The 12,665-nt window shown below is 66.3% G+C and carries 10 protein-coding genes; 5 read left to right on the top strand and 5 right to left on the bottom strand.

The features are described 5' to 3' along the window. Positions 1-97 precede the first annotated feature (97 nt). Entirely contained in the window at positions 98-1,030 is a 933-nt protein-coding gene (locus LO55_RS00665) for an NAD(P)H-binding protein (protein ID WP_071360040.1), read from the top strand. Positions 1,031-1,141: 111 nt separating this feature from the next. Then, positions 1,142-1,414: a hypothetical protein gene (locus LO55_RS00660; protein ID WP_071360039.1), complete on the top strand. Its 273-nt coding sequence runs from the start codon at positions 1,142-1,144 to the stop codon at positions 1,412-1,414. A 57-nt stretch (positions 1,415-1,471) separates the two neighbouring features. Here the strand turns inward: LO55_RS00660 and LO55_RS00655 are convergent, their stop codons facing one another. The 5 genes from LO55_RS00655 to LO55_RS00635 all read right to left on the bottom strand — a co-directional run bounded on the left by LO55_RS00655 (position 1,472) and on the right by LO55_RS00635 (position 10,824). After that, on the bottom strand, positions 1,472-2,176 hold the full coding sequence (locus tag LO55_RS00655; protein ID WP_071360038.1) for a glycine-rich domain-containing protein: 705 nt from the start codon (positions 2,174-2,176) through the stop codon (positions 1,472-1,474). A gap of 254 nt (positions 2,177-2,430) precedes the next feature. Beyond that, positions 2,431-4,272, bottom strand: coding sequence for a sensor histidine kinase (locus tag LO55_RS00650; protein WP_229410002.1), 1,842 nt, complete (start codon positions 4,270-4,272; stop codon positions 2,431-2,433). Positions 4,273-4,508: 236 nt separating this feature from the next. Beyond that, positions 4,509-6,713, bottom strand: a complete 2,205-nt coding sequence (locus tag LO55_RS00645; protein WP_071363641.1) for a metallophosphoesterase family protein — start codon at positions 6,711-6,713, stop codon at positions 4,509-4,511. Positions 6,714-6,817: 104 nt separating this feature from the next. Next, complete coding sequence (locus LO55_RS00640; protein WP_177185488.1) at positions 6,818-8,866, bottom strand: PKD domain-containing protein; 2,049 nt, start codon at positions 8,864-8,866, stop codon at positions 6,818-6,820. A gap of 203 nt (positions 8,867-9,069) precedes the next feature. Beyond that, positions 9,070-10,824, bottom strand: coding sequence for a glutamine--tRNA ligase/YqeY domain fusion protein (locus LO55_RS00635; protein ID WP_071360035.1), 1,755 nt, complete (start codon positions 10,822-10,824; stop codon positions 9,070-9,072). 176 nt (positions 10,825-11,000) lie between these two features. Between LO55_RS00635 and LO55_RS00630 the strand changes: the two genes are divergently transcribed. The 3 genes from LO55_RS00630 (at position 11,001) to LO55_RS00620 (ending at position 12,664) form a co-directional block, all read left to right on the top strand. Beyond that, on the top strand, positions 11,001-11,294 hold the full coding sequence (locus LO55_RS00630) for a DnaJ domain-containing protein (protein WP_071360034.1): 294 nt from the start codon (positions 11,001-11,003) through the stop codon (positions 11,292-11,294). Positions 11,295-11,379: 85 nt separating this feature from the next. Further along, positions 11,380-11,892, top strand: a complete 513-nt coding sequence (locus LO55_RS00625; RefSeq protein WP_005668816.1) for a hypothetical protein — start codon at positions 11,380-11,382, stop codon at positions 11,890-11,892. Then, positions 11,882-12,664 carry a hypothetical protein gene (locus LO55_RS00620; RefSeq protein WP_071360033.1) on the top strand — a complete coding sequence of 261 codons (783 nt, stop codon included), beginning with the start codon at positions 11,882-11,884 and terminating at the stop codon, positions 12,662-12,664. Before LO55_RS00625 ends, LO55_RS00620 begins: the two co-directional genes overlap by 11 nt. The last annotated feature ends 1 nt before the right edge of the window (position 12,665 follow it).

The following is a 12,665-nucleotide window of genomic DNA, read 5'->3' as shown; positions in this document are numbered from 1 at the left end:
ATTCTACACCGGCCCCGGTTTTGCCGGGCGCGGGCGGCCCCGGCCCGGCGCCGGCGCTGTGCTACAGTGCCGCGGTCCGCCTCCATTGCCCGAACCCATGCCAGACCGCTCCTCCTTCGCCCGTCCCCGCCTGCTCATCGTCGGTTGCGGCGACGTCGGCATGCGCCTGCTGCCGCTGCTGGCCGGGAAATTCCGGGTGTTCGCCCTGACCAGCCAGCCCGAGCGCCGCGCCGAGTTGCGCGCGCTGGGCGCGGTGCCGCTGGTGGCGGACCTGGACCGACCCGCGACCCTGACGCGCCTGCGGCAACTCGCGCCGTGGGTGCTGCACCTCGCGCCGCCGCAGCCGGATGGCGAGCACGACCGGCGCACGCGCCACCTGGCGGCGGCGCTGGGAAAGGTCGAGCGCATGGTGTATGTGAGCACGAGCGGCGTGTACGGCGATTGCGGCGGCGCGCTGGTCCATGAACACCGCCCGGTGGCGCCGCGCAACGCGCGCGCGCGGCGGCGCGTGGACGCCGAGCGCATCCTGCGCGCCTGGGCCCTGGCCAGCGGCGCGTCGCTGTCCATCCTGCGCGTGCCCGGCATCTATGCCGACGACCGCCTGCCGCTGCGCCGCCTGGAGCAGGGCACGCCGGCGCTGCGTGCCGAGGACGACGTCTACACCAGCCACGTGCACGCCGACGACCTGGCGCGCATCGTGCTGGCGTCCTTGCAGCGCGGACGGGCCGGGCGCGTGGTGCACGCGGTCGACCGCACGCGCATGAAGATGGCCGATTATTTCGATGCCGTGGCCGACGCCTTCGGCATGCACCGCCCGCCGCGCCTGGCGCGCGCCGATCTGGAAGGCGCGGTGTCGCCGATGCTGCTGTCCTTCATGTCGGAATCGCGGCAGCTGGACGACACCCGCCTGAGGCGCGAACTGCGCGTGCGCCTGCGCCATCCCGACGTCGCCACGACGCTGGCGCGCCTGCGCGCGGCGTCGCGACCAGATGATGGAATAGTAAACATTATTTATCGACTATCTGTATAATTTCGCGTCCCGCGAAAATAGCCGTATAAATACTGATGGTTTGCCTCTTTCTGCTAATTTTTCGCGGTATAGCGTGTTAAATAGCAAATTAATAATACTACTGAAAGAGCCATGCCGATCCGCCGCCTCCCGCCCGGCGCCGAGTACGACCCCAACCGGGTCCTCGACGCCATCATTGCCCGACTGCGCCTGAAGAATGACGCAGCCCTGTCGAAGCTGCTCGAAGTGGCGCCGCCCGTGATCAGCAAGATCCGCCACGCTACCCTGCCGATCGGCGCCACGCTGCTGATCCGCATGCACGAGGAGAGCGATTTCAGCATCAGCGAATTGCGGGCGCTGATGATCAGGAAGGGCAGCGAAGCAGAGATGACGCTCGCCGAATAGGCGACAGCCGGGATGGCGCCATGGCTGCCTCCCGGCTGCGAGGGGCAGACGGGCAGGTCAGGCGGCTTGCAGGGATTTGCCGGGCGCGGCGCAGAACGCGGTGTCGCTGGCCTGCTTGCCCGGGGCGGCGCAGAACGCGGTGTCGCTGGCCTGCTTGCCCGGGGCGGCGCAGAACGCGGTGTCGCTGGCCTGCTTGCCCGGGGCGGAGCAGAAGGCGATGTCGCTGGCTTGCTTGCCCGGGGCGGCGCAGAAGGCGGTGGCGCTGGCCTGCTTGCTCGGGGCGGCGCAGAAGGCGGCTTCGGCGGCTTGCTTGCTCGGGTAGGCGCAGAACGCGGCCTCGGCGGCCTGCTTGCTCGGGTAGGCGCAGAATGCGGCGTCGCCCTTGACGACCACGCCGAACTCGGCCTCGTACAACGCACGCATGCGGTCGCCGGCGCGCTGGCGTTCGCCATCGTTGGCGCCGGCGCCCATGCCGACATAGGGATAGTGGTGTAGGAAGAATCCGAAGGTAGCCTCACAGTCGCGGGCGTACTTCATCGTGTCCAGGATGTGGTAGTGCCAGAAGGTGTCGACTTCAACGGTCGGCGAAGCACCGGCCTCCGGGTATTTTTTCATCAGGAACAGGAAGCGGCGGTACTCGGCTGCGGCGGCATCGGCACGCTGCTCGGACCAGCCTTCACCTGATTCCACGTGCATCAGTTTCATCTTGATGGGGGCCAGGTCGAGTGCTTCAAAGACGGAGAATTCGGTATTGGTCGACATCGTTTCACCTCGTGTTGTGTTGTAGACGTTGGTGTTGCTTCATCCCTGTTTCGGTCGTGCGCTTATTCGCCGCGCTTGCGCTGCTGAACGGTCAGTGATGGACTCCGCCTACTCGATATAGGAAGAATCCCGGCGTGTTGACCGGCGACAGCTATAGGAATTGTCCTGCGGTCTGTCAGAGTAACTGTTGAGGTTGCTCAAGTGCCGGTAGCATTGCGAGTTTTTGGCAACAGCCGTGCGAACATTGCCGGGCATTAGGCGGCTACGGCGATCGGGGACGCCTTGCCGGGATAGAAGTCCATGCCCACGTCCCCGCACAGGCCGACCACGGGAATCGTGACCACGATCGTGGTGCCCGAATCGAGTCCGCTGCTGATCGAGAACGAGCCGCCCAGGATGCCGACCCGCTCTTCGATGCCGACCAGGCCGAACGAGCCGTGGCGGTTGCGGCTGCCCGGCTGCATGCCGACGCCGTTGTCGCGGATCGTCATGGTCAGCATGTCGGCCTGCTGCTGCAAGGCGATCCTGACCTTGGTGGCGCGTGCATGGCGCGCCACGTTGTTGAGCGATTCCTGAAGGATGCGGAAGAAGGCGGTCGCGCAATGGTCGTCGATGCGGTGCTCGCCGTCGTCGTCGACCAGTTCGCACTCGATGCCGGTGCGGCGCGCGAAATCGGCCACCTGCCAGTCGACCGCCGCCGACAGGCCCAGGTCCAGCACGTTGGGACGCAGGTCGTTGATGATCTGGCGCACGCTGCGGATGGTGACGTCGATCTGGCGGACGGTGGCGTCGGCGCGCGCGTGCAGGCGCCGGTGGCCGCCGCGGGTGCGATTGGCCAGGAGTTCGGCCTCGATCTTCAGGGCCAGCAGGTTCTGCGCCAGGTCGTCGTGGATCTCGCGCGCGATGCGCTTGCGTTCGCCTTCCTTGATCTGCTCGGCGTGCGCCGCCAGCATCCGCAGTTTTTCGTGGCTGGCCTGCAGCTTGGCCTGGCTGGCGCGCAGCTCGCGCGTCATTTCCTCGGCCATGCGCAGGGCGTTGCGACGCGACGAGGCCAGGGTCTGGAACAGGGCGTAAAGGAGGGCCGCGCTCATGCTGGCGGCGAAGGCTGCCAGCCACGGGTAATACACGTCGAAACGGGTGTACAGCGCCGACTTGGCGACGCTGAAGTCGGCGCGCCAGACGCGCTCGTTGAATTCGATCGGCAGACTGGTTGCGAACATGCTGCTGTCGTCCGGCGGCAGCGCCGGGTTGGGGTAGTCGACGGTGGCCAGGCTGTCGTAGAGGACCGTCTGCGGCGCCGGTTCGCCAGGCTCGGTCAGCTCGGTCAGCATCAGGCGCACGCCTTCGACCGGGAACTCGTCCAGCACGCCGCTGACCAGCGGCGTGACGCCGAACCCCAGCCCGGCCGAGCCGACATAGGCCAGGCGCCGCTGTTCCGCACTGGAAGCGGGCATGTCGCCGCGGTAGACCGGCAGGCGCAGCGCCAGCGCGGTCTGGTTGGGCCCGGGCCGCAGGGTGATGCGCGTGCCGGAAGCGCTCAGCAGGCCACTGTCGCGCGCATGCGCCATCACGCGCCGGGTGATGCCGCGCGCCTCCAGGTCCAGGCCCAGCCTGTCGTACAGGTCGGGCGACAGCGGCTCCATGTACACCAGCACCGTGTAGCTGTCGCGTTCGGATGAAGGCAATAGCGGCGTGTGATGGCGCACACCATGGCGCGCCAGCCGCGCGCGCAATTCCTCGTTCAGTGCCGGCAGGCCGTCGGCGCGCACCATGCGCGCATAATTGATGACGACAATGCCTGGAAAGCTGCGCTTGATGTCGAGCTGCTCGACGTACTGGCGAAACTCGGACGCGCTGGTGTCAGGGTTGACGCGAAACAGCCCCGCGACCCCGCGCAGCACGTCGCCGTAGCTTTTGATACGGGTATCGATATTGTTCTGGGCGGCGCGCGCCATGCTGCGAAACCGCGCGTGGGCATCGCTCTCGATCGCCTCCGCCGTGGCGAAATACGCGCCGGCGCCGAATGCCAGCGACAGCAGCAAACCCGTCAACAGGGTTGTCGGCGAGAACATTCCGGGAGGACGATCTGAAGGCATGCGGTATCTCGAAAGGGCGGGACGGCACGTGGCCGTGCTTAACATCAATACCTATGGTCCATACGCTAAGCAATGTCTGACCAGACAGGAGCTATCAGGTTTACTAGGTTTTACAAAAACACGACGTCTGGCGGCGGGGGCCGCGAAACAGGTCGGACGGCGTGCGCATCGCTGTTCCCGAAAAAAAAGCGCTGCGGCCATGGGGCGCAGCGCCTTCGGATGAATGAGAGCGGTAGTTAGTTGAAGCTCAGCCCATTATTGCTGGCGTTGCTGACCTTCTTGCCCTTCAGGTCGACCGTGAAATGGTCGCTCGGTTTGGCCGAGCCCAGGCCCTTGAGGATGGCGAACACCTGCTTGAACTGGTTCTGGAACGGCACGTGCACCGGGTTCTGGTCGGACGGCTTGTCGCCGACCTTGACGATCGCCGCCGGCGTGGCCGGGAAGGCGGCCATCAAGACCTTGTACTGGTTCACGCGCTGCTGGCCCATGTCGCGCAGGGCCAGTTCGCCCGCGTACACGGTGCGGTGGAAGTCGCCGTAGAAATCGTAGGCCGAGATGGTGGCGAAGTCGTCCAGGCGCAGGCCGGCGGCGCTGGCCAGCTTGTCGGCGCGCGCGGTGGCCTCAAGCCAGTCGGTGGCCAGGGTCGAGGCGGCGACTGCGGCGCCGGCGGCGGTGCCGGCCGCTGCGCAGGAGGCGGTGAGGGGCACGACGCCGGGCACATCCTTCAGCTGGGCCAGCGTCACCTTCGTCTGCAGCTGCGACAGGATCAGCATCTGCTTGCCGTCCAGGGCCATCGCCGCTTCCTTCATCTCGCATGGCCAGTATTCGTCCATGAAGCGCAGGCGCGACAGTTCGCCGAAGTACTGATGGGTGTACTCGCCGTAGGAACGGGTCTCGAGGATGCTGCGGTCCCAGCGCTTGCTGGCGTCGCCAGGGACCGAGCTGCCCTTCAGGTAGTCGTTCTCGACCACGTAGTGCGGGAACAGCTCGGCAAAGCGCGGCACCGTGTTCAGGGGCATGGTCTGGACGTCGATCGTGTCCTGGTCTTGATAGGTGACGATCTTGTAGGCGGCGCCGTACACCGCCAGCGATGGCGACTGGACGTTGACCAGGTAGTTGCCGCCGGCATCCTGGTGGTCGTTGGTGCCGTTGAAGTGCATGTGGCCGCCGACGTGCAGGCGCAGGCCGGTCGCGGCCACCGCGTTGGCCACCGTCTGGTCCGGCACGCGCGCGGTCTGGAAGGCGCCCGACTTGAACACCGCCTTCATGGCCGCGGTCTGGTTGGCGTAGAAGTCCATGGTCGGGTAGTGCGAGAAGGCCATCAACTGCTTGCCTTCGGCCTTGGCGCGCGCCGCCACCGACTTGATGTAGTCCATCAGGAACATCTTGTGGGTGATCACCTTGTTCCAGCCGGCGTTGCCGGCGCCGTCGTAGCCCTTGAAGTCGTGCGGCTTGGCCGGATCGAACTTCGCGTTCGGGACGAAGACGTTGGCGTCGATCGAGAGCAGCCACAAGCCCTTGACCGGTTCCACCAGATAGGTGCTGTCGATCATTTCGGTGCACTTGGTGAACGGCTTGCCAAGCTTGGCTTCGCCGGCCGCCTTGTAGGCGCCGCCCGAACCCTCGAGGCAGATCTCGAACTGGCGGTTCTTCACCGCGGCCTGGGCCAGCGCTTCGTCATAGCTGTACTTGCCGCCGCTGTACTTGCTGAACGGCGTTTCCCACAGCAGGTCGGCCTTGTTCGGCATGAAGCCGAATTCGGCCATCCTGGTCATCAGGCGTTCGGTGCCTTGCTCCATGATCTGGTCGGTGCAGATCACGGTCGGGTCCTTGGCGATGCAGGCCGGATTGCCGGTGGCGAAGATCTTCTGTTCCTTGCCTTCCTTGGTCAGGAAGTCGTTCTTGCCGGCTTCGTTGTCGTCGTAGGGCTCGACCGGATCGTGGTTGCCCGGCGCCAGGAAGAAGCGCATGCCCTTGGCCTGGTATTCGCGCATGATGGCGGCGATGCCGTCGACGTTCATCGGCTGGGCGTCGTCGGTGTAGTCGCCCGGCAGCGCCACGACGCGGATGCCCCTGGCGTAGGCGTCGTCCAGCGCGGCGAAGAAGGCGAAGTAGTTCTCGTTGAACAGGCGGGTCGAGGTCAGCTGCGCGTACATGGTGCGGATGGTCGCGTGCTTGCCGTCCCTGGTCGGGATGCCGGCGAACTGGCTGTTCTTGAAGTCGCCATAGACGTTCTGGAAGTGCACGTCGCTCATGAAGGCGACCGGCGTCGGCGCCGCGGGCGTTGGCGTCGGGTCCGGCGTCTGTACCGGAGGCGGCGTGGTCGGGACGGGATCGGATGGATCGCTGGGGCTGCAGCCGGCCAGCAGGGCCAGGGAAAGGGCGGCGGCGCAGGGAGCGGCGCCGGTCAGGCGCAAGCGGGGCAAGGATAAGCGGGTCATGCAGGCTCCGGTCAGAAAGATGGCCGGCATGATTACATTCTTGCATGACCGCTTTGTTACAGGGCGGCGAGGAGCGTCTTTGCCGCGCGCCGCCCGGGAGGCTCTTAATACAGGGCGATGCTGCCCTCGGCCAGGGCGCTGCCGGCGCCATCGCTGGCGCCGGTTGTGGATGCAGCGGCGCGAGCGGTCGCGCCGGCCACGGCCGGGCGCACGCGTCCGTCGTCAGCCCTGCTGTTATCGTAGGCAACCACTTCCTTGCCCGTCACACGGTCGAGATGCCAGATCCTGAGCTTGATACGGCCCGGTTCGCCGCTGGCGGCGTTCGATGCGGTGGCAGCCAGCGCGAACCGGTAGCCGCCTTTGCCATTGAGTGTGCCGCTGCCTTCGAAGCGGCTCTGGGCGCCCTGCGCCGCGACGCGCCTGAGGTCCTTGCTCACGAAGTCCAGGTCGCCGGCATCGAAGTGCAGTGAGCCCGGCGCCGCTTGCGAGAACGCCGCCGCGCTTGCCGGCTGGGCGCCGACCGCCGGCGCGATGAACAGAAAGCGGGCCTTGCCCGTATGGCGCAGAGGCGCCTTGCTGGCCGCGAGCGGCGAGATGAAGGCGCCGGCGCCGGCCGCCATCCCCTTGCCCGGCTGGTAGGCGACGACCTGCCGGCTGACGTCCACGCTGGCGCCGTTGCCGTCGACGACCTTCGCCGTCACCGTATAGATGCCGGGACGGGTATAGCTGTGGGTCGCGCCGGCGCTGGCGGCGCCGCTCGCGGCCGGCGTGCTCGCCGTGCGCGTGGCATTGCCGTCGCCCCAGTACCAGGTGATGCCGTAGCGCGCGGCCTGACGTTCGCCGGCGACGCCGACCGATGCCGTCAGCGGCGCGCCCACCGCCACCATCTCGCTTGCCACGACCGGGCCGACGCTGTGCGGGCAGCCGCAGGGCGACTTGCTCACCGGCTTGAGCAACACCAGGCCGGTGTTGCTCACGGCGACGATGTAGCCGTTCTCCGCGATGCCCAGGGCGGCTTCCAGCACGAGGCCCGGCGGCGCGTGTTTCAGGCGCGTGTTCAGGTCGACCATGCCCTCTTTGGCGGTCCAGACATAGGCATGGACCGGCCCGGCGCCGGTCTGGGCGCCGCCGACCACTTGCCCCTTGTTGTTGGCGCCGCGCGCGGACGAGATGGTGCCGCCGAGCGTGCCCAGGTCGACCAGGCCGCCGCCCTGGGTCCAGGTCATGGCGCGCGAACCGATGAACGGGTCGCCGATCTGGCCGGTGATGCGCCCGCCGGAAGTCATGCCGAAGGTCTCGGTGCGCACGGCGGGCGGGGCGATGTCCACCATGCCGGTGCCGAAGGTCCAGACGTAGCCGCGCCAGAGCTCGCCGTCGACATGGTAGTTGCCGGCCACCTGGCCGAAGGCGCTGATGCCGACCGGCGTCGAGTCGTTGCTGGCGTTGGTGTGGATGTCGATCATACCGGTGCCGAAGGTCCAGAGGAAGGCATGGTAGTCGTTGCCGAAGGCCCACGAGTCGCCGACGATGATGCCGGCATCGTTGATGGCGCGGGGATAGGACGATTCAACCGGCCCCGGCGCCAGCACGCCGAGGTCGGTGATGCCGCCCAGTGCGCTCCAGCGGAAGGCGCGGTTGAAGCTGGTGGCGGTATTGTGGGCGATGGCCGTGATCACGCCCTTGTTGTTGATGACCGGCTCGAGGGCTTCGTCGGCCCCGGGCAGGGTGCCGATATCGGTCATGCCGTCCGCGGCGTTCCAGGTGAAGGTGCGGATGTCGTCGGCGGCATTGAGGGAGACCCCGGCCACCTGGCCTGAATTGGTGAGCCCGGTGACGCGGGCGAAATTTCCCGGGCCGGTCAGGCTGCCGATGTTCTGCGAGCTGCTGCCATTGTAGAAATAGGCGTTGATGGGCTCGTTGAAGATATCGGTCGTGAGCGAATAGGCGACCTGGCCGCTGGCATTGATCGAGGCCGAGATGACTTCGCCCGCGGCGAGGTTGATGACGCGGTAGGTGGTCTTGGCGGGCGCGGGATGGTGCGGCTTCTTGCCGTCGACCTGGCCGGGCGCGCCCTGGGCGGACGCGGCGCCGATCAACCCGGGCGCGAGCAGGCATAGTAGACAAGACAGGACGGTGTGGAAACTTGCGTGCATATCGCCTCCGCTTGGGTGGGTGCATGTCAGGACTTCCATGATCGCGGCGCGATCCGCGGTGTGGCGTGAGCAGGATCAGGCGACGGCGGCGCGCACGAATGATGCAGCTCGAAGCCACCTTGCTGGAGCCGGCCCGGCAAGAAAAAAATCCCGCCACGGCAATGCCGGGGCGGGATTCTTCAGAACGGCAGCAGACTGGGAGCTTACTTGCCCCAGCTATCCTTCAAGGTGGTCACGCGGTTGAACACCGGCTTGCCCGGCTGCGAATCGACGCGGTCCGCCACGAAATAACCATGGCGCTCGAACTGGAAGCGCTGGTCGGCCACGGCGTCCTTCATGCCCGGCTCGAGGTAGGCGGTCACGGTTTCCAGGGCGTTCGGATTGAGCACCGACTTGAAGTCCTTGCCGCCGGCGTCCGGCTGCGGGTCGAGGAACAGGCGGTCGTACAGGCGCACCTCGGCTTCGAGCGCGCTGGCCGCGCTGACCCAGGTGATATTGCCCTTGACCTTGTAGGTGTCGGCGCCCGGCGTGCCCGACTTCGAATCCTCGAAGTACTTCACGTGCACCGCGGTCACCTTACCGTCGGCATCCTTGTCGTAGCCGGTGCACTCGACCACGTAGCCGTATTTCAGGCGCACGCGGCTGCCCGGCTGGTCGCCGATTGGCGGGGTGAAGCGGAAGTAGCCCTTGGTCGGGGTTTCCATGAAGTCTTCCTGCTCGATCCACAGCTCGCGCGTGAATGGGAAGGTGCGCTTGCCCAGTTCAGGGTGGTGCGGGTGGACCGGCGACGAGCATTCCACCGACTCGCCTTCCGGGAAGTTGTCCACGATCAGTTTTAAAGGACGCAGCACGGCGATGGCGCGCGGCGCCTTCGGATCCAGGTCGTCGCGCAGCGCGCCTTCCAGGGTGCTCATGTCGATCCAGCCGTCGGCCTTCGACACGCCGATGCGCTCGCAGAACAGCTGGATCGATTCCGGCGTGTAGCCGCGGCGGCGCAGGCCGACGATGGTCGGCATGCGCGGGTCGTCCCAGCCGGTCACGGTGCCGTCATCGACCAGCGCGCGGAGTTTACGTTTGGAGGTGACAACGTACGTTAAGTTCAGCCGTGCGAATTCGTACTGGCGCGGCACCGGCTTCTTGAAGAAGCCGCCTTCGGCCAGGGTCTCGACCAGCCAGTCGTAGAACGGGCGGTGGTCCTGGAATTCCAGGGTGCACAGCGAGTGCGTGATGTTCTCGATCGCATCCGAGATCGGGTGCGTGTAGTCGTACATCGGGTAGATGCACCAGGCGTCGCCGGTGCGGTGGTGGTGCGCATGGCGGATGCGGTACAGGGCCGGGTCGCGGTTGGTCATGACCGGGGACGCCATCGCATCCTCGCTCATCTTGGCGCGCAGGATGTGTTCGCCATCCTTGTACTTGCCGGCCCGCATGTCGCGGAACAGCTGCAGCGATTCCGCGGCCGGACGGTCGCGGAACGGCGAGTTGGTGCCCGGCGTGCCGAAGTTGCCGCGGTTTTTCGCCATGTCTTCGGCGCTCTGGCTGTCGACGTAGGCGTGACCCTTCTCGATCAGGTACTCGGCCATCTTGTACAGCTGTTCGAAGTAGTCGCTGGCGTAGTACAGGTGTTCCTGGCCCTCGCGCTCCCAAGAGAAACCGAGCCACTTGACGCTGTCCATGATGGTGTCGACGTATTCCTGGTCTTCCTTCTCCGGATTGGTGTCGTCGAAGCGCAGGTGGCACAGGCCGGCGTAGTCGCGCGCCAGGCCGAAGTTCAGGCAGATCGATTTCGCATGGCCGATGTGCAGGTAGCCGTTCGGCTCCGGCGGGAAGCGCGTGATGACCGGCGGCAGGCCGTCCCGTTGGTGGGTGCCGGCGGCCAGGTCGGATTCGACGATCGCACGGACGAAGTTCGACGACGGTGCATTGCCCGGCGCCGGGGTATTCTTGTCGTTGCTCATGAAAAAGTTCTGGAAGGGTAAGTTGGGGGGCATTTTACCGTACCCGGACGCGCCTGAGGTTGCCCGCGTCGCAAGGCGGACATCGGCGTTCGCGCCACGTCCGGCGTTTTCTATAGGATAATCTCTGTTTGGTCTCAATCCACCGCATTTTTAAGATAGTTGCCGGAGAATTTCTGTTGGAAAATTTATATGCGATCCTCGGCGTCGCGCCGAATGCCAGCGACGACGAGATCAAGAAAGTCTACCGCTCGCTGGCGATGCGCTACCACCCGGACCGCAACCAGGCGCCAGGCGCGGAAGCGCGTTTCAAGGCCGTCACCAAGGCCTACGAGATCCTCTCGGACCGCGCCAGGCGCGAGGAATACAACCAGAGCGTGAACCACCGCATCGTGCTGGACGCCGAGGCCGAGGCTTTCGAGCTGTGGCGTTCGCTGTTCGCGCTCAACGGCGTGAACCTGCCGGCGAACTGAACCGGCCCTGGACGTCATCCGACGCCACCACAGGGCAAGCAACGGATGCGGCCACAGCCGCCGCGTCCCATCAACAGGATAGAACATGAAGAACGTACATCCCGAATTCTCTTTCCAGTCGCGTGAACTGGAAGGCCAGATCGAGGGCACCCTGGGCGACCCGCCCAACCGCAAGAACTACGACATGATGGTCGGCGCGCTGGTGGCCGAATACGCCGACGGCGGCGGCATCGACGACGTCAACATGATGGCGTTCGCCCTGGTCGACAAGATCCGCTTCCTGGATCCGAAGGGCTTGATGCGCGAAGCGGCCGACTACGCCGACGGCGATCCGGCGCGCGTGTTCGCGATGGCCGAGTGCAGCGGCGACGACGGCAAGGCCATGTACGAGGGCATGACCGCCAACTATCCGGAACTGGCGCGCCAGGCCATCATCACCGCCTTCCTGTTCAAGAACCAGAACCGCTGGGACGACGAAGACCAGTCGCTCGAGCAACTCGGCCGCGACGACGATGGCGACGACGACGACGACGAAGACAGCGCCGCCACCGACGACTTCACCCAGCTGTTCGACGAAGGAGAGCGCGATGAGCGATGACACCAAATCGAACCTGCCGGCCCTGGTCAGCCAGGTCGGCGAACTGGTGCTGGCCGGCTCGCTGGAGCACGCCGAAGAGGTGTTCTCCAAGGCCGCCGACGAGCACGGCGACTACGCCGTGGCCCAGGTGCTGACCGAGCTGCCGCCGCAAGTGACGGCCCTGCACCTGTCGGGCTTCGACGGCGCCAAGACCTCGCTGGCGACCATGCTGGTGCCGCCCAAGGCCTGGGCCGACAGCCTGGCCTTCATCGCCGCCACCTGGCCCGACAACCTGATCGAGGACGATCCCGAGCGCATCGCCGAGAACCTGTTCAACCACGTGCACGGCGTGGTCTACGCCCAGGACGACGAGGAACGCCGCAACGAGCTGCTCGAGGCGGCGTCCGCCACCGACCATGGCGCGACCGTGTTCGCGATCCTGTGGTCGCTGGCGCCGAAGGAAATCCTGGAAGTGGCGGGCGAGATCCTGTCGAAAGGCCGCTACGTCAGCGGCCAGACCAGCGCCGACAGCGACGTCGTGCCGCTGGCGGTCGACCTGGCCAAGGCCACCGAGGACGGCTGGGAGCGTTCGCTGCTCGAGCTGTTCCCGGAATTCCGCCACAGCGCCGAGATGGCCGAGATCGAGCTCCCCGACGATCCGGACGAAGAGTCCGAGTTCATGCAGCGTTCGACCCGCGACCTCCTGCTGCGCCTGCGCAAGCAAGTACCGTCGGTGCGCAGCATGCCGCGCCGCAGCCCGCGCCGCAGCATGGGCACGGACATCTTCTCGTGAC

This window comes from Massilia timonae (genome assembly GCF_001866515.1).
GTDB lineage: Bacteria > Pseudomonadota > Gammaproteobacteria > Burkholderiales > Burkholderiaceae_D > Telluria > Telluria timonae.
Note: the sequence above shows the minus strand (reverse complement) of the source record. Positions and strands in the feature narration are given on the sequence as shown.